Origin of the sequence: Enterococcus sp. DIV1304_2 (assembly GCF_050555445.1) — a bacterium.
Taxonomy (GTDB): Bacteria; Bacillota; Bacilli; order Lactobacillales; family Enterococcaceae; genus Enterococcus_B; species Enterococcus_B pernyi.
Window position 1 is genome coordinate 874505 of record NZ_CP187851.1, and the last position, 18536, is coordinate 893040.

Here is an 18536-nt window from a genome sequence, read left to right on the forward strand (position 1 = left end):
AATTCTATTAGAATTAGTTGTTCAAAATAATGGTTATCACTATAATTATACAATAAAGAATAAGAACGATAATATCCAGAAAATAAATATGATTTAGTAAAAAATATGGCAAGAAAAAAGTAATTTTACTTAAATTTTTACACTGTTCAAATAACCTTAATTCGAAAGTATAATACGAGGGAGGTGGACTCAATCATCTGTGTACAAGATAGATGAAAGGTATAATCGCTTATAATACTCGAGCAAATACAATAGTAAATTAAGAAATGAATCAGTTAGTAAGGGTAATAGATAAAATAGCCAGGATTATTATTTACTCATTATTACTTTAATTCCCTTATGATGATTCCCTACAAAAGTTACTTTTAATCGTGCTGAGCATATCGTTAATTCAGAGGGAAATAATAGCTATACGGAAGAAAGTAGGGAGTACGAGGGAAACTGGAACTTTAAAGATATTGCTTAAGCAGATGGATCAATATAATTAATTTTAATATCATGAGACCTTCGTTTTATGGTTTACTAGTGAAATCGAAATACTGTCAAATGATCCTATTAATTTTAATTTGTTGAATGTCCTAACTATTCACTGATGAAACATTATGATTATAAAATGGTAGTATAAACGACCATCTTGGTAAAGATTAAATTAGGTTTTATGAGATGCTTAGTGCTGATTCGCTGAATAGGAAGAGTATTGATATTCTTCCAAGAGTTTATAATTAAGTTTCAGCGTGTTACTGAAACTTAGTACATAAATTTTTATTTAGCTAGATTATTTAAGTAAAAAATGCTATTGTTATAATATAAAAAAATGTGAGGAAGATATATGAAAAAAAAATATATATTTATTAAAATATTTATAATTTACGTGTTTGTTAGCTTTTTGTACTTATTTCCGGCGTTTAAAAATATGGAGATTTTTGGCTTTTATGATAGTGCGTTTCATATCAATCGTGCTTTAAGTTTGGAATCTATTTTTAGTTCCCCTATTAATTTTAATACATTTAGATCATATGGTATGCAAGTTAATATCTTTTATCCATGGTTGACAATATATCCTTTATTTTTGTTAATTAAATTTACAAATTTGGCTATAGGTTATAATCTTTTCCTTTATGTTGTTACATTATTTACGCTATTTATATGCCATTATGTAATGTTTGAAATTAGTAAAAAAAATTTTACTAGTTTTATTTTTGCTGTTATATATACAACATCTTCATTTAGGAGTGTAGAAATATTTCTTCGTGGAGCGCTAGGAGAACTACTCGCGATGTCAATCACCCCCCTTATTTTACTTGGATTTATAAAACTCTACGACTCCAAGAAAGAATCATGGATTATATTGGCAATTAGCATGACTTTGTTGACTTATACACATGTCCTTTCTGTGGCAATGACTGTATCAATGATTGTACTTGCGTTAATACTTCAATTCTATCGAAAAAAGAAGGTGGAATTTTCTATAGTAATTAAATTAATAAAAGCAACTATTGTTACGTTACTCCTTTCACTAGCATTTATATGCCCTATGATTGAACAAACACTATACCAAGATTTGAATCGTCCTTACGTGGATATATTGCAAAAAAGAGCAATATATCTAGGTAAACAGTTTTTGATTGGAAGTATAGATTCAGATTTACTATCATTTGGTATTGGTTTAGTCTTGCTTATTTTTCTAGTTATATTAACAATAAACTTTAAAAAATTAGGGCTTTTATCTAAATTCACTTATTCTATGGGCGTAATATCTATTCTACTTTGCACGAAAATTTTTCCGTGGTTTGCACTACAAAACACTCCTTTAAATATTATTCAAGCGCCTTGGCGGTTTATGATATTTTCAACATTGTTTATATCTTTTTCAGGAGTCTTATTTATTTCCCCGTGGCTAGAAAAAATTTCACATACAAAGAGAAGAGATACCATATTAATATTAATACTAGCTGTCTCCATATTAAATTACTCATCTGTAGTTAATCTGGTAAAAGAAATGAATATCCAAGGAATTTATTCTAATTCACAGATGGTAAACAAACTTGCTAATTTTGAAAACTTTGACTATGTTCCTAAGGGTTATAAAAAACAGCAATTACTTTTGAAAAATCATCAGGTTACAGAAAATGGACAAGTTATTGCTAGTAGTTTTTCTCCAAACAAAGATGAAATTATATTTACTTTTAAATCATCAAAAGATAAAACGATAGTTCTTCCTGTATTCCATTACAAGGGTTTAAGGGTTAATGTCAATTCCAAGGATATTGAAACACCTAAGCAAATCAGTCCCTTGATTACTATAAAAGGTGAAAATGGAATAAATAAAGTCTCAATCAAGTATCCATACACATATTTATCAAAAGTATCCTTAATTATCTCTATACTATCGTTAATTCTACTTATTTTTTATTTGTATAATGTAAAAAAAAGAACACACTGATTAGACTAATATATATTTCTCAAAGATTTTCAATTATTTAGTTTGAATTGATCGAATAAATGTTCGACATAATATGATTTCAAAATAAACAATTATCCAAGTTTTATCTGTTGCTGATAGATAGTTAAAAATCTTGCCTATATAAAAAACTGAAAAAAGAAGTACTTGAAAATCCTTTTTTAACAGCACAGAGTAAGATAGTGGTACAATTTAGCTTTTATCGTTTTGTCATGTTTATCAATTCAACAATCAAACCGATTATAGCAATGTTAAGCATAACGAGGCTAAAATCGGTTTAGATTGTCTCATATGTAGGAATCCGGAAAAAGTGTTCAACCTTTAGAAATAATGCCCTAGCCACGAAAATTGATTTTCAAATTTTTGTGGCTCTTCGACAAGTAGTGTTGGTGAGTTCAAATTGAAAGAATTTCATCGAGAATCAATCGAAGCAGAAAGAGGCTTCGATTGATTCTTTTTTGTTCTGGATTGATCTTGGAAAACTAAGTCTTGAATCAAGTAAATGCGGTCACGAAAATGGAGGAAATTACGGTAACCATAAGCGACACGTTTAATGACTTTGATTTTATTATTTGTCCCTTCTAATGCTCCGTTACTATAGGGTGTTTTGAAGGCATTTTCGATTCCTTTTCTATATTTATTTAAGAAAGTGAGCTTCTTGCGAAACCATTCAGGAAGCTGCGCGTCTAAAGTATTCACCACTTCAAAAAAGTAGTTTGTATCTTTTTGTTTATAGTGATACAGAAGAAATTGATAGGTGTCATAAGCCAGCTTCAATGTGGAATCATAGCTTAGTAGTTCATCGACTGTGGTTTTTTCAGTCATCGGTCGCTTAAACGAATAATCATAACGGTAGTGTGAGCTATCTAATAGATAAGAATCCTTTGGAGTTGGTCGCTAATTCTGCCATGATTTTTCGTTTCAAGTCGACAGAAATCGAACAATTTCTATCGACTAAAGAAGTTTCAGACGAGAAAGTTGAGCCACACTCTTTACACAGAAAGCGAGTTTTCTTAAGATTGAAGACAGTTTTATGTGAATGAATTGGTAATAATTGAATGGTGGTTTGATGCGTACCATATTTAATCACTTGTCCTTCATTTTTAATTCCACATTTTGTACAACAAGTGGGAGTGTAATCTAAGCGTCCATGAATCACGTAGGTGGTAATACCACCTTCTTTCTTTTCAGAAAGCCATTCTGTAGGGAAAATAATATTTTTATCTGTTAAACCGAGTATTTTTTTAGTATGATAGTCCATGGAGATATCCTTTCTTGAGAGAGTTTGTTTTAGACGACTTAATTCTATCAATTTGGATATCTCTTTTTCTATTTTTTTTATTTGTTTCAAATATTTTCTCACATCAAAACCTAGTCATTGATTTCAAATTTAAAAACTTCTTAACTTTGAAAGAATGAGTTTTTTCTGTGGAAACCAGTAGTTTTTAAATATGATAGCCCAGTACATGGAGCTACTTTTTTCTTGCTGAGCAGCCAAAATTTACTTCTATTTTTGTTCTTATTTAACATGATTTTATACCTTACCTAAGTGACTAAAGAAATCTTTGAAATTAGGTTACAATTTGGTTATTCACTAGTTTTTTACATAGTGCTATGGTAAGATGATTAAGGTATTATTTTGTGGTTAGGAGTGTATAAATGAATAAAAATGGAGAATGGAATGCTGCCCGACGGATACTTATTATCATAATGGATGTCCTAGTCTACAATGCAGCAATATATATTAGTTTCTTAATAAAGTTTCAAGGAGAAATTCCGTTAAGGAATTTTGAGACATTTCAGTATTCAGCTTTTTTTACTTCCATTATTTTTGTCGCGCTGAATATTTTACTAGGAGTATATGTTTTCTATAACCGTATGATTAGCGATATCGTCTCTGTAACAGTTATTGGACAGGTATTAATGTCTTTAGGTATCATGGTGGTTACTTTTGTTGGTAGATGGTTCGCCTTCCCTCGAGCAGTAATTTTAATCTCTTTTATTGTAGGAGCATTTTTATTAAGCATATATCGGATACTCGTTTACAAATTATATCTACGTGTAAGTAAAGATAAAAAGGTGATAATAATTGGGCTTGAGAAAGATGTGGCTCCGGCTATACAAAACTTCCAATCTAAAAAAAATAATAAGCATAAAGTTGAGGCTGTGATTGTAGATCATTATTATAAAAATGTGAAGAAAATGATTGACAGCATAGATATCATATATATAGCTTCTCATATAGAAGAAAAAGAGAAGACAAAAATTTATCAATTAATTACTAAAAAAGAGAAAAAATTATTCTTGAATACAACCTTCGAGAACCTAACAATGATTAATCCGAATATCATGAACTTTGAAGATGAAAGTATCATTGAAGCTTCTGGATTTAGAATTCAACCTGAATATGAATTATTTAAACGATTATTCGATATTGTTGTGTCATTTATTTTATTGATTCTTGCCTCACCGTTTATGTTACTGACAGCAATATTAGTCAAAATCACTTCTCCAGGACCGGTAATCTATAAACAAGTTCGCATAACTAAAAATCAAAAAGAATTTTCTATTTACAAATTCCGATCAATGACAGCAACCGCTGAGGCCAATTCCGGACCAGTTTTAGCAAAAAGTAATGATGCTCGAGTAACGCCAGTGGGTAAGTTCATTCGCGCAGTCCGATTTGATGAGCTCCCACAAATTTTTAATGTACTAAAAGGTGATATGTCCATTGTTGGTCCACGACCAGAACGTCCTTTTTTTGTAGATCAATTCAATGCAGAAAACCCGTACTATTATTTAAGACATAATGTACGAGCAGGTATCACTGGTTATGCACAAGTATATGGAAAATATGCTTCTGATTATAACAGCAAGTTACGATTTGATTTATTGTATATTAAAAAGTATTCTTTGATGATGGATTTAAAAATCCTATTACAAACAATCAAGATTCTCTTTGATAAAATGTCCTCTCAAGGGTTAGAAGAAGAGGAAATATACACATCTTTGAAAAAAATGAGATTTCCTAGCGAAAAGATTTTAAGATAATTTGAGGTGAAAGGATGTCTACACCAAAATTCAGTATTGTTATACCAGTATACAATGCAGCTGAGACAATCGTTCAATTAATTAGTATATTAAAAAAATTTAATAATGAAGAATTTGAGGTCTTACTTATTAATGATGGATCAACAGATAATACAGAACAAGTCATAAGAGATTGTATATTTGAAGATTTTCGCTTTCGACTGTTAAACAAAGTGAACGAAGGTCCTGGATTTGCACGAAACTACGGAATCGAACGTGCTAATGGAGATTTCCTGCTTTTTTTTGATGCAGATGATTTTCCAGACATAAATATTCTAAATGATTATTCAGCTATTATTTCTAAGAATCCATTTGTAGATTTGATTATAAGTTCCTTTATTTTTAGAACGATTGATAGGGATAAGATAGTGGATGAAAAAAATTATCTTGTAGATGGATACACATATCAAAGTAATAGTGAATTTCTTTTAGATATGTATAAGTTAATGAATAGACAACTATTGTATGTTGTTTGGAATAAATGTTATCGACGAGACGTAATTTTAAGGTATGGTATTCGGTTTGAAAAATACCACAGTTGTGAAGATCGGATATTTAATCTAGATTATTATAAATATTGTAATCAGGTAGTTATGAATCCTAAAATTGAATATATCTATGAATTTGAAAGTAGTCAAGGAATTACAAATAAATATAAAAAAGATAAATTTGAGACATTTAAAGAATTTTACGAACGTAGTAACGCTATAACAAATAATGAACATAAAGATGGGATGGCAGCACTATTACTGAAAGGTACAACGTCTGTCATTTTTTCTATTTTTGAGACTAACGAAATAACTATTCAACAGAAAAAAAATGAAATAAAGAATATTTTAAAAGATGATTTAGTCAAGGAAGCAAAGAATATTGCTATAACCGATACTTTGACAAAAAAAATCACTAAACTTTTATTCAATTTGCCAATACCACTTGTAACATTTGTGTTCTATCTAGGTTCATTTATAGAAACAAAAATGCCAAAGGTAATGGCAAATATTAAGAGAAAGTATTAGAAAGGATTTAATATGAAAAGAGTACTTCATTTTCAAGGAAGAATGGGTTTAGGTGGAGCAGAATCGTTTATGATGAATTTATATAGAAAAATAGATCGTAGTAAATACCAATTCGATTTTTTGATATATGATGATTTCACAAATGTAACGGATTACCATGAAGAAATCAAGCAATTAGGTGGACGCATATTTGTTGTAGCAAATCCTAAAAAAAATATTATTAAATACTTATTCCAAGTGAACCGTTTATTGAAAAAGGAATCCTTCGATGTAGCACATAATGAGGTTTATTTTGGTGGTGGAATTAATTTATGGCTGGCAAAAAAAAATGGAATTAAACATAGAATTGCTCATAGCCATGCAACAGAAGATGGGAAATCCCAAAACATTATTATGAATATTCTACGATTTTTTTTGACACATCTCTTATTGAATAATGCGACTGAATTTTTAGCCGTAAGCCAAGAAGCTGGTCAAAGTTTATTTAGAGAACATCCTTTTAAAATCATTCATAATGGTATAGATATGCAAATGTACAAAAAAAACAATGAAGTAGAAAAAGCTAAAAGAAGTGAATTGTCTATTCCTGACGGAGCTTTCATTGTAGGGAATATTGGAAGATTAGAAAAGCAAAAAAATCAAATATATTTATTGGATGTTTTTTCAGAAATAATAAAAATAAAATCTAACTCTTATCTTCTGATTGTTGGTGAAGGTTCGCTAAGATTAGAATTAGAAAATAAAATTAATGAATTAGGCATAAGCGACAAGGTAACACTTTTAGGTGAGCGCAATGATATCCCAGAGTTATTATCAATTATTGATGTCTTTGTAATGACATCTCTTTATGAAGGACTTCCAATGGTTGGTCTAGAAGCTCAGGCAGCTGAAATAAAACTTGTTTTAGCTGAAACTATCTCTAAGGATACTAAGCTAACAAATAATGTTATCTTTTTACCGTTGAAAGCAACAAAAAAAGAATGGGCAAAACAAATATTATTGGAACCTTATACAAATGAAATTACTCCAGATTTGGAACAATATGATGTTTCATATACGGCTAAACAGATGGAAGCAATATATAATAAGAGCATAAAGAACTGATTTCTAAATGTTTCGGAGGGTTAATGTTGAAAGATATATGTTATTTAGTATTAGCTTATAATGATGTTTATAACTTGAAAAGATTAGTGGATCGTCTAAACACAAACGCAGTTTTTTTTATTCATATTGATAAAAAAACGAATATTCGACCTTTTATTAATGAATTTAAAGGTTATGACAATGTGATATTTTTGGATAATGAGGAGCGAATTAAAATTTATTGGGGGGGATTTTCGATAGTTCAAGCTGAAATCAATTTAGTGACTAGAGCGCTGAAAAATGAAGAGTATTTAAAATATGTATTATTATCAGGTTCTGATTATCCAATAAAATCTAGTGCCTATATTTATCATTATTTTGAAGAAAATAAAAATGTTGAGTTTATTCGTGGAATCAATTTGGACAAAAATGAAAACAAAGAATTATATGCTAAACATATTGATGTTTATCAAAAGCATGATTATCCGATGATAAATAAAAGTAATACAACAATATTCAAAGTATTTCGAGCAGTAATTAATCGTATTTTAAGAAGGTTTAAGCTTTCTAAAAAAATAAGACATCGTAAGTTTGATTTGTATCATGGCTCGCAGTGGTGGGCCTTGTCTAAGGATTGCTTGATTGAATTAATGGAGACATATACAGCTAATAAAAAAGATTATTTAAACTTTAGAATTGGTATGTTTGCATCTGATGAAAAATTTTTTCATACTCTTTTTTTTAACTCCTCCTTTCAATATAATAATTTAATAGGAGGGCCAGATAAACCAATAAAACTAGCAAATGAACAAGATACACCATTGCAAACTTCGAAGTTAGCCAATCTTCATATAATTGATCCTTCAATGAATAAATGGTTTGATGAGCATGATTTTGACCAAATAAAAAATAGTGATAAACTCTTTGTCAGAAAAGTAAAATCAGGGTACTCAGATAAGCTTTTAAATAAAATCGATAAAGAAATTCTGAAAGTTGGAAATGAAGATGAATAAAATAATATCTTGCTTTGAATCTGTTGTACTAAACCGTGATCTATTTAGAGTTGTAAACCTAGTTATATGTTTAATTTATTTTATGCCAAGCACTTACAACATAGCTAACATGCCTATGAAGGGTGCTGTGGTATGGGGCAGTATTATAATCGTATATGAAATTTTAATAAAAAGAAGTTTTTTTAAAATGCGTTATTCTTATTTATTGATTCTAGGAATAGTAAGTTTTATGATCACTGTATTATTAAATAGAGCTTATTTTTTTGTACCATCAATTTATAATCTGGTTTATTTAATGATTACATTGATAGTTATTTACCCAGTGGACTTCTCACAAGATAGTGAAACGAGGAAGAAAAAAATAATTCAATTTAACAATGTATTCATAGTTATTATTTTAATTGCAACGTTTATTTCGATAGTACAATTTGTGCTCTTAATTTCTTATCGTGTTCCAACCGGAACTCCAGGTATAGTAGCAAGACAAGGATTTATCGAAAACAGACTATTTGGAGTATATACTAGTCCTAATGTGGGGGCAATGTTTGGTTATACTTCCATAATATTAAGCATTTTTAGTGGTCTGCTTAATAATTTAACAAAAAAAATTCAACTTTTATATATTATAAATTTTGCTGTACAAGTTATTTATATTATACTTTCATCCTCAAGAGGTGCTCAGTTAGTTATAATCAGCTTTTTATTCCTTTTTCTTGTATTTCTTTTTCAATCGAGTTTTAGAAAGGCAGTTACTGAAAGGACTAGTATTAATATTCGATGGTTAATAGCCATAGCGCTTATTTTTCTAGTTTTCTTTACTATTGGAAATACTTATGCGAAAAATCTATTAGCAAAAATCCCCGTGGCAATCGAAAATAAAATAGAAATAAAGAAAACAGATCAAGTAGAAGATAATCTTGACAGACCAGACAAAGTTGTTGTACAACATTCTGATGGTAATTCTGAATTTTCAGCTGGTAGATTCTCAATTTGGAAGGCTGCTGTTAAAGCGACAGAACCAACTCTATTCTTTGGTCATGGCGAAACTGATTTTTTTGGAAATAGTGATGGAACTGTTCTAGACAAAGTGCAGCTTAATTCTATGGATATAAATGAATTAAGACGAGCTCATGGGAATATGCATAATGGTTATATCCAAGTAATTGTATCAAGTGGAATAATTGGTTTCATTTGTTTTTATATATTTTATATGTGTAATATTTTTAAATTAATTAAATTATTCTTTATAAAGAAGTCTCAAAGTGTGGAGATCGATTATGCCCTTTTAGGGATAGTATTAATTTTCTTATTATCTATTTTTGCAAATGAATTAGTGGAATCCCATCTCTTGTTTAATAAGCGTGATGTAATATCAATAGTATTTTGGTATTATTTAGGAAATATATCTTTTATGTATTTAAAAAAGGAGAATTAATATGAGATTAGCCTTTGTTGCTTGGACTCCACTACACTTAATTAATATAATAAATGTATACCACAACTTCTACCATGAAGCACAAGGAGATCTTTTTATCTATTCTGAATTTGAAAATGCTGAGGCTTATAGCCGTCGGATAGATGAACTGGGAATATTTGATAAAGTAGTTTTAGTTGACTACAAGAAAATGGGCTCATTTATAGAGAGAAAACTTAATTTGATAACTAACCACAATCCATTTTTTTCTGACAACCTAAGTAGGTATGATGAGATTTTCTTACAAGGTGAAAACTATTTTTCAAAGATTTTATTCTCAAAACTTCATAAAAATAATCCGGACATCAAAATGAATTATATAGAAGATGGATTAGGAACGTATTTAAACAATAAAGTTTTTACGACAAGCAAAAACATACAGAAGTTCTTTGCTTTAATCAATAAACATAGCATTTTCAAAAAAAAATTTAATTCTTACTTTGTATATTGTCCAGAATTGTTGCTTTACAATGTAGAGAAAGTCACTAGAATTCCAAAAATAAAAGAAGAAAGTGATCTAATGGGAATTTTTTCGACTATTTTTGGAGTAGAAAAAATTTTTATCAGAAACAAGTGTTTATTCTTTGATCAACCTTTACTTAAAGATGGCTACGGAGTCGATGAAACACAGATCTTTGAAAAAATCAAAGAAATTCTTCCAAAAAAAAAAGAAATCTTAGTCAAACTTCATCCAAGAGTTGAAATTAACCGTTATGGACAGAACCAGTTATTGAATTCCGCTTTACCATTTGAAGTTTTATTGGCGGAAAATGATTTTTCGAATAGTTTAATAATAAGCCCAATCTCTACAATCTCCTTCTCTCCATCTATGATGTTTGAGAAGAAAGTCCATTCAATATTATTAGCTAAGCTAATAATAAATGAGTTTTCAACTTTACCTAATGAAAAGAAAGAAATATTGGAAAATATCGTATTATTTTGTCAAAAATATAATGAAGTATCTGAAATGAAAATTTTACTCCCTGCTAATTGGGATCAATTAAGAAAGTTGGTTGAATAAGTTTATGGGATTACTTAACACGCTCTCCAAATCTAAATTAGTTACTTCTAGCTTTTGGTATACGATTGGTAATTTTTTTATCAAAGGTATTTCGTTTATTACTATTCCGATTTTTGTTAATATTACTACTCAAGAACAATATGGATTAATAAATAATTTTGCATCATTTGTATCAATTTTTTCTATCCTAATCGGATTAAGCTTAAATTCGGCAGTAAACAATGCTAGCTTTGATTATAAAGAACAAATTAATCAATTTATGTCATCTGTTCTAACGTTAGCGACTATTTCGCTTGGGGCATTCATGTTAATCGGAAACCTATATTTTGCGTTTTCTAATACTTTTTTTGATATGAATCAAATTTTGTTCAACTTAATGTTGATCCAAAGTTTCGCTAGTTTTATTATTAGCTATATCCAAGCATACTTTACTATTAATTTTAATCATTTTAAATTCTTAATTTTATCTTTTATATCTACTATGCTAAATATTGGGGTCTCAGTAGTCTTGATGCAAACCATATTCTCTCAAGATAAATATGTGGGCCGTGTAGTTGGAGGTACATTAGCACTTGTATTAATCAGTTTAGTTATTTATCTGAGGATTATGATTAAGGGAAAATACTTTTTTGACCGAACACAATGGTCTTATGCGCTAAAAATATCTTTACCACTTATTCCTCACTCCGTAGCAAATATTGTTTTGGCACAATTTGATAGAATCATGATAAATTCATATTTAGGTCCAGCTTCTGGGGGGATATATTCATATATTAGTAATATTGGAATAATATTAAGTGTTATATGGGCATCAACGAACAATGCATGGGTGCCGTGGTTTTATAATGAAATGAGTAAAGGTAATGAAAAAACAGTGAGGAAAGTAAGTAACTATTATTTACTAGCATTTACTTTTGTTGCAATGATTGTGATGGTAATCTCAATTGATTTAGCAAAAATAATGGCGCCAAAAGAATATTATTCTGGGTTATCTTTAGTAATACCTATTTCATTGGGTTATTTTTTTCAGTTTCTATATAGTTTACCTGTAAACGCGGAATTTTATAAGAAAAAGACTACATTTATAGCAGTAGGGACAGTTGCTAGTGCGGTAATCAATATTTTATTAAATATGCTTTTTATTCCTCGTTATGGAATAATAGCTGCAGGATACACTACGGTTTTTACTTACTTTTTATTATTTCTCTTTCATTATAATATTGCAAAAAGAATTATTGGTAAACAATTATTTGATACTAAAAAAATAAGTATCATAGTAATTTTTGTGTCATTATTTTCACTGGTGCTTCATATATTGATTGAACAGTTAATTTTTCGCTATATACTAATTGTTTTGTTAATTATAATTTCTGGTATATATTTTTATAAAAATAAAGATAGAATTATAAACGAGTATAATTCATAAGGAGAGATAAAACTGTGTTTAAAGGAAAAACGATATTAGTAACAGGTGGAACTGGATCTATTGGAAGCGAGATTGTACGCCAGTTATTAAAGTATGAGCCCAAGGCAATAAGGATTTTTAGCCGTGGAGAGGAAAAACAATTTTTTATGCAACAAGAGCTTTCAGCTTATTCTAATCTAAGATTTTTGATCGGAGATATTAGAGATTCTCAAAGAATTGACTTTGCATGTAGAGATGTTGATATAATTTTTCATGCTGCAGCAATGAAGCATGTACCCGCGAGCGAGTATAATCCTATGGAAGCCGTTAAAACAAATGTTATGGGTACTCAAAACATAATTGATGCAGCAATAAAAAATGAGGTTAAACATTTTGTAGGCATAAGTACTGACAAAGTAGTTAGTCCTACAAATACGATGGGAGCGACCAAATTATTAAGTGAGAAACTAATTATTGCAGCAAACCAATACAAAGGGAAAACAAAGACCATTTTCTCATGTGTAAGATTTGGTAATGTGATAGGTTCTAGCGGTTCTGTGATTCCGCTTTTTTGTAGCCAGCTAGAACATGACAAAGATATTACATTAACTGATAATAATATGACACGTTTTATGATGTCTATTCCTGATGCAGCGAAATTAGTTCTTTTAGCCGCTATAAACTCGAAATTTGGCGAAACATATGTACTAAAGATGCCTTCAATTAAAATATCCACACTTGCCGACGCTTTAGTTCAATATTATAACAATACACACGATAAAAAATATCAGGGGAAAATAAAAATAGTTGGAATAAGACCCGGCGAGAAATTATATGAAGAATTAATGACTGCTGATGAGATTGAAAGATCATATGAGAATGATGAGATGTACATTATTCCGCCTAATTATCATGCAACAGATTCGATATATGAAGGTTATGAAAAAATAAAAATTACTGCTTATTCTTCTGATACAACTGATTTAATGAATGAACAAGAATTTCTTGATATATTAAAAGAAAATAATGTTGTTAATTGGTAAGGAGGTGGAAAAGTGAAATCTCAAGTATATGTGATTGCAGAAATTGGAGTGAATCATAACGGTCGTCTCGATTTAGCTTTAGAAAGTATCGATAAAGCCAAAGAATGTGGTGCTAATGCAGTAAAATTTCAAACATTTAAAACAAGTAAGTTAGTATCCAAAAAAGCAAAAATGGCAAAATATCAGAAAGATAACATGCAAACCAACACTTCTCAATTTGAAATGCTTGAAAAGTTAGAATTAACAAAGTCAGATTTTGTAGAGATTCGGAATTATTGTATTAAAAATAATATAGAGTTTTTGTCTACACCTTTTGATGAAGAAAGTGCAGCATTTCTAAAAGAAATTGGTGTTCAAGGATTTAAAATTGGGTCTGGAGATTTAACAAATATTCCTTTTCTGAGAAAGATTGATATGTATGGTTTGCCTGTACTATTATCAACAGGCATGTCTGACTTAGAGGAAGTAAAAGAAGCTGTTAATTGCTTTACAGAAAGTCCAGTGACAATTTTGCATTGTACCTCAAATTACCCTGCTGCATCAGAAGATATTAATTTATTTGCTATAAACACATTGAGAGAAAAGTTTGATTTACCTGTAGGATATTCGGATCATTCATTAGGGTATGATGTAGGAATTTGCTCAGTTGCACTAGGGGCTAAAGTTATAGAAAAACATTTTACATTAGATAAGTCTCTTCCTGGACCGGACCATAAAGCTTCTTTAAATCCGGAAGAATTTGAGCGATTTGTCGATCATATTAGAAACGCGGAAGTATTTTTGGGTAATGGTGTAAAAAGGGCAATGCCTTCTGAAATTAGTACAAAAGAGGTAGCACGGAAAAGCATAGTTGTGACAAAAGACTTAGAACCAGGGGATGTTTTAACTGAAGATTGTCTCACAATCAAACGCCCAGGGAATGGTTTACCACCTAAATATTTGTACCAGTGTATTGGAAAGAAAGTTAATAAATCAATAGGGATAGATAGTGTATTGTTGAAGGAAGATGTTGAATGAAAAAAGTACTCATAGTTAGTGGTACCCGTGCTGATTACGGTATATATAAACCTGTAGCTTCAGCCTTGAAAAAAGATGGTTGGGATGTTTCATTTATTATTTCTGGTATGCATCTGGCAAATAAATATGGCCTCACGAAAGAGTTGATTACAGCAGACAAGTTTGAAATAGTGGGAGAAATTCACAGCCTTTTTTTAGAAAACACTAAAGGTAACATGGCACGTTCACTTTCCTTGGAACTAAGTGGCTTTACAACTATCTTTGAAAAATATGAACCTGACTTTGTAATTTTGTTAGGTGATAGAGGAGAAATGCTGGCTGCTGCAATTGCCTGTTTATATTTAGGTATAAAAACAGCGCATATACATGGTGGTGAACGCTCCGGTACGGTAGATGAGTCAATTAGGCATGCAATCTCCAAATTGGCTTCGATTCATTTTACTGCAACAGAAAAAAGTAAAGAACGCTTATTGAAGATGGGAGAAGATAGTTGGCGTGTATTCAATGTAGGTGCACCTAGGATCGACACCATCGCTAATAGCAAGTTACCTAGTTACAAAGAAATCAAAAAAAAATATAATCTAAATTTTGATGAAAAAAAATATGCGTTACAAATTTTCCATCCTGTAGTAACAGAAATGGATAAAATAAACCAGCAAGTTATGACATTGATTAACGCAATGCGAGATCAAAATTTTCACATATTATGTATACTACCCAATAGCGATGCGGGTAGCGAACTTATTCGTAAAATTTACCAAGAAAACTCTTTATCAAATATCTGTTATATCACTAATTTAGCTTCGGATGAATATTTAACCATACTAAAAGAGTCTAAATTTATGATTGGTAATTCATCGTCAGGTATCATTGAGGCAGCGTCTTTTAAAATTCCAGTTATTAATCTAGGATCAAGACAAAATGGACGGGAACAATCTAAAAATACGATTAATGTAAAATTAGAAGTAGAGGAGATCCAACTAGCTTTAAAAAAAATACAATCACCTCTTTTTTTAGATAACCTATCAAATGTTAAAAATATTTATGGTGATGGTAAAAGTTCACAAAGAATTGTTGAGAAATTAAACCAAATTCTGATAGATAAGGAAGAATTGAAGTGGATTCAGAAAAGAATTGCTTATTAGGCTCATCTAGATATCCATATATAATTATTGGTGCAGGAGGACATTCTAAAGTTATTATCGATATTTTAAAATTAAGAAACATTGAAATACATGGGTTTTTCGATGATAATATAACTGATTTAAAAGGATTAGCATATCTAGGTAAGATAAGTGAAATTAATGAGTTAACTAAAAAAGATAATTATAAGTTTGTAATTGCTTTGGGTGATTGTGCATTGAGAAAAAAGATTGCCGATAATTTAAGTTTGACAAATGAAAATTATGGAATAGTCATTCATCCGAATGCAGTATTGTCAACTGATACTTCAATTGGAGTTGGAACTGTTATTTTTGCTAATGCTGTGGTTAATCCTGGTTCACTGATAGGTGAACATGTAATTGTCAATACAGGTTCAATCATTGAACACGACTGTATAGTCGAATCATATGTTCATCTATCACCAAATGTAGCCCTAGCTGGTGGAGTACATGTAGGGAAAGGTACCCATATTGGAATAGGTTCTCAATGTATACAAATGAAGAAAATCGGTGTTTGGTGTATAATTGGTGCAGGTAGTACGGTTGTAAGTGATATCCCATCTTATACTTTGTCTTATGGGACACCAGCTAAAATAATGAAAGAGGGAATCTATCTTGAATTCTAAAATTCTATTATCAAGCCCACACATGGGTGGAACAGAAGAAAAATATGTTGAAAAAGCGTTTAAAGATAACTGGATTGCACCACTAGGAGAAAATGTAGATAAATTTGAAGAAAGTATTACAAACTATACCGGCTCTAAAGGGGGAGCTTCAGCTTTAAGTTCTGGAACAGCTGCTATACATTTAGCATTGCGTTTACTAAATGTGGAGAGAGGCGATATTGTCTTTGCACCTTCATTCACATTTATTGCATCTGTAAATCCTATTTTATATCAAGGTGCAATACCTATATTTATTGATTCTGAACCAGATACTTGGAATATGAGCCCTATTGCATTGGGGAAAGCTTTAGAAGAAGCTGAAAAAAACAATAAACTTCCTAAAGCAATAATAGTTGTAAATCTATATGGACAGATGGCTAAGTATGAAGAAATTATAGCTCTTGCCAATCGATATAATGTACCGATAGTAGAAGATGCAGCTGAATCTTTAGGCTCCACTTATAATGGTTTATCTTCAGGATTATTTGGTACAATTGGAATATTTTCATTTAATGGAAATAAAATTATTACTACTTCTGGTGGGGGAGCGTTAATAGCAAATGAAAAAAAATATGTAGATCACTCTAGATTTTTAGCTACACAAGCAAGAGACCAAGCTCCATACTATCAGCATAGTGAATTAGGGTATAATTATCGTCTAAGTAATATATCTGCTGGGATTGGACGAGGACAGATGGAAGTTTTAGACGAACGTGTTACAAAACGTAGAGCAATTTTTGATAGATACAGAGATGCTTTTTCAGGAATTGATCAGATAGAAATGATGCCTGAAGTAGAAAATATGAAACCAAATCGGTGGTTATCAACGTTAACTATTAAAAACTTTTATTCAATTGATCAGGTAGTCGAACTAATAAGTAAAATGAACGAACATAATATTGAAACAAGAGCTTTATGGAAACCACTTCACTTGCAGCCATTATTTAAAGAGTCAAAGATGTATTATCATAGCGAGGATATTTGCGTATCAGAGTATTTATTCAATCGAGGCCTTTGCTTGCCATCTGGTAGTAATATGTCTGAGGATGAGCAAGAGTACGTTATCAATAAAATTAAGAAATTATTGAAATAGGAGTGCTATTTATATGATAGTGGGAATTGTAGGATTAGGATCGATGGGTAAAAGAAGATTGCGTCTTATCCAAAATAACTTTAAAGATATTCTTGTATGTGGAATCGATACTAATAAGGAACGTTGCGTTGAGGTCGAAAAAAAATATAGCATACCCACGTATGATAATTTAGAAGCTGCAAAAAATCTATTTAAAATTGATATAGTTTTCGTATGTACTTCTCCTATCTCTCATGAGAGCATAATAAAAGATGCGCTAAATTTAGATTGTCATGTTTTTACGGAAATCAATCTATTAAATAATTACTATACAGAAGTAATCGATATTGCTAAAAATAAAGATAAATTACTATATTTATCTTCTACATTTCTTAAAAGAAAAGAGATTCAATATATTGAATCAAGAATCCGTAAGGATAGAAACGTTTCTTATCGATATCATGTTGGCCAGTACCTTCCAGATTGGCATCCTTGGGAAGACTATCGTAATTTTTTTGTTGGAAATAAAACCACGAATGGTTGTAGAGAAATTTTTGCAATTGAATTACCATGGATCATCAATACATTTGGAAGAGTTAATAGCTTTACTGTAACAGCAAAAAAATTATCTCAACTTGATATAGATTATCCAGATAGCTATAATCTTTTGATCGAGCACGTTGATGGAGTTGTTGGCACCTTAACTGTAGACATTCTTTCAAGAAGTGCAAAAAGAGAATTAACAGTAATAGGTGAAGGAACGTTCATTGAATGGGGCGGTAATCCAGAAACTTTATTCTCATGGAATGATACAAATGCTAGTATGGAAAAGATTAATTTATACGATCAGATTGAGCATGATAGCAATTACTCTCATACAATTATCGAAGATGCGTACCTTGAAGAAATAAAGGAATTTTTTGATGCATTAAAATTTAAAAATGAGCTAGAATATACTTTTGAAAAAGATGACTATATTATTAATTTAATCAATGAAATTGAGGCAACATAAA

General features: G+C 30.3%; 16 protein-coding genes. 14 read left to right on the top strand and 2 right to left on the bottom strand.

Annotated features, from left to right (window positions below):
• Positions 1-829: 829 nt before the first annotated feature.
• Positions 830-2443 (top strand): hypothetical protein, encoded by a 1614-nt coding sequence (locus tag IGJ14_RS04155; protein ID WP_430608308.1) that lies wholly within the window; start codon positions 830-832, stop codon positions 2441-2443.
• A gap of 429 nt (positions 2444-2872) precedes the next feature.
• Here IGJ14_RS04155 and IGJ14_RS04160 read toward each other — a convergent pair whose 3' ends face one another.
• The gene (locus IGJ14_RS04160) at positions 2873-3286 is read right to left on the bottom strand and encodes a transposase (RefSeq protein ID WP_108144910.1); all 414 of its coding nucleotides are present in this window, start codon (positions 3284-3286) and stop codon (positions 2873-2875) included.
• A gap of 37 nt (positions 3287-3323) precedes the next feature.
• Complete coding sequence (locus IGJ14_RS04165) at positions 3324-3812, bottom strand: transposase family protein (protein WP_146156685.1); 489 nt, start codon at positions 3810-3812, stop codon at positions 3324-3326.
• A gap of 308 nt (positions 3813-4120) precedes the next feature.
• Here IGJ14_RS04165 and IGJ14_RS04170 point away from each other — a divergent pair, with 308 nt between their 5' ends.
• The 13 genes from IGJ14_RS04170 to IGJ14_RS04230 are packed head-to-tail and all read left to right on the top strand — an operon-like array spanning position 4121 to position 18535.
• Positions 4121-5512, top strand: coding sequence for a sugar transferase (locus tag IGJ14_RS04170; RefSeq protein ID WP_108145103.1), 1392 nt, complete (start codon positions 4121-4123; stop codon positions 5510-5512).
• A gap of 14 nt (positions 5513-5526) precedes the next feature.
• A complete protein-coding gene (locus IGJ14_RS04175) occupies positions 5527-6567 on the top strand; it encodes a glycosyltransferase family 2 protein (RefSeq protein ID WP_430608310.1) in 1041 nt (346 codons plus the stop codon).
• A 12-nt stretch (positions 6568-6579) separates the two neighbouring features.
• The gene (locus IGJ14_RS04180) at positions 6580-7671 is read left to right on the top strand and encodes a glycosyltransferase family 1 protein (protein ID WP_108145085.1); all 1092 of its coding nucleotides are present in this window, start codon (positions 6580-6582) and stop codon (positions 7669-7671) included.
• 23 nt (positions 7672-7694) lie between these two features.
• A complete protein-coding gene (locus IGJ14_RS04185; protein WP_108145086.1) occupies positions 7695-8663 on the top strand; it encodes a beta-1,6-N-acetylglucosaminyltransferase in 969 nt (322 codons plus the stop codon).
• Entirely contained in the window at positions 8650-10098 is a 1449-nt protein-coding gene (locus tag IGJ14_RS04190; RefSeq protein WP_430608313.1) for an O-antigen ligase family protein, read from the top strand. Before IGJ14_RS04185 ends, IGJ14_RS04190 begins: the two co-directional genes overlap by 14 nt.
• A 1-nt stretch (position 10099) precedes the next feature.
• Positions 10100-11158 (top strand): polysialyltransferase family glycosyltransferase, encoded by a 1059-nt coding sequence (locus IGJ14_RS04195; RefSeq protein WP_430608314.1) that lies wholly within the window; start codon positions 10100-10102, stop codon positions 11156-11158.
• Positions 11159-11162: 4 nt separating this feature from the next.
• The gene (locus IGJ14_RS04200) at positions 11163-12584 is read left to right on the top strand and encodes a lipopolysaccharide biosynthesis protein (RefSeq protein WP_108144928.1); all 1422 of its coding nucleotides are present in this window, start codon (positions 11163-11165) and stop codon (positions 12582-12584) included.
• A gap of 14 nt (positions 12585-12598) precedes the next feature.
• Complete coding sequence (locus IGJ14_RS04205) at positions 12599-13606, top strand: UDP-N-acetylglucosamine 4,6-dehydratase family protein (protein WP_430608315.1); 1008 nt, start codon at positions 12599-12601, stop codon at positions 13604-13606.
• 12 nt (positions 13607-13618) lie between these two features.
• Entirely contained in the window at positions 13619-14623 is a 1005-nt protein-coding gene (neuB, locus tag IGJ14_RS04210; RefSeq protein WP_108144914.1) for an N-acetylneuraminate synthase, read from the top strand.
• Positions 14620-15768: a UDP-N-acetylglucosamine 2-epimerase gene (neuC, locus tag IGJ14_RS04215; protein ID WP_108144915.1), complete on the top strand. Its 1149-nt coding sequence runs from the start codon at positions 14620-14622 to the stop codon at positions 15766-15768. Before neuB ends, neuC begins: the two co-directional genes overlap by 4 nt.
• Complete coding sequence (locus IGJ14_RS04220) at positions 15741-16412, top strand: acetyltransferase (RefSeq protein WP_108144916.1); 672 nt, start codon at positions 15741-15743, stop codon at positions 16410-16412. The genes neuC and IGJ14_RS04220 overlap by 28 nt, the downstream gene beginning before the upstream one ends.
• A complete protein-coding gene (locus IGJ14_RS04225) occupies positions 16402-17544 on the top strand; it encodes a DegT/DnrJ/EryC1/StrS family aminotransferase (RefSeq protein WP_108144917.1) in 1143 nt (380 codons plus the stop codon). Before IGJ14_RS04220 ends, IGJ14_RS04225 begins: the two co-directional genes overlap by 11 nt.
• A 13-nt stretch (positions 17545-17557) precedes the next feature.
• Positions 17558-18535, top strand: coding sequence for a Gfo/Idh/MocA family protein (locus IGJ14_RS04230; RefSeq protein ID WP_108144918.1), 978 nt, complete (start codon positions 17558-17560; stop codon positions 18533-18535).
• Position 18536 lies beyond the last annotated feature (1 nt).

Coding starts and splice junctions, on each gene's coding strand:
- IGJ14_RS04155 (WP_430608308.1), top strand. CDS start 830: ATGAAAAAAAAATATATATTTATTAAAATATTTATAATTTACGTGTTT.
- IGJ14_RS04160 (WP_108144910.1), bottom strand. CDS start 3,286: ATGACTGAAAAAACCACAGTCGATGAACTACTAAGCTATGATTCCACA.
- IGJ14_RS04170 (WP_108145103.1), top strand. CDS start 4,121: ATGAATAAAAATGGAGAATGGAATGCTGCCCGACGGATACTTATTATC.
- IGJ14_RS04175 (WP_430608310.1), top strand. CDS start 5,527: ATGTCTACACCAAAATTCAGTATTGTTATACCAGTATACAATGCAGCT.
- IGJ14_RS04180 (WP_108145085.1), top strand. CDS start 6,580: ATGAAAAGAGTACTTCATTTTCAAGGAAGAATGGGTTTAGGTGGAGCA.
- IGJ14_RS04185 (WP_108145086.1), top strand. CDS start 7,695: ATGTTGAAAGATATATGTTATTTAGTATTAGCTTATAATGATGTTTAT.
- IGJ14_RS04190 (WP_430608313.1), top strand. CDS start 8,650: ATGAAGATGAATAAAATAATATCTTGCTTTGAATCTGTTGTACTAAAC.
- IGJ14_RS04195 (WP_430608314.1), top strand. CDS start 10,100: ATGAGATTAGCCTTTGTTGCTTGGACTCCACTACACTTAATTAATATA.
- IGJ14_RS04200 (WP_108144928.1), top strand. CDS start 11,163: ATGGGATTACTTAACACGCTCTCCAAATCTAAATTAGTTACTTCTAGC.
- neuC (WP_108144915.1), top strand. CDS start 14,620: ATGAAAAAAGTACTCATAGTTAGTGGTACCCGTGCTGATTACGGTATA.
- IGJ14_RS04230 (WP_108144918.1), top strand. CDS start 17,558: ATGATAGTGGGAATTGTAGGATTAGGATCGATGGGTAAAAGAAGATTG.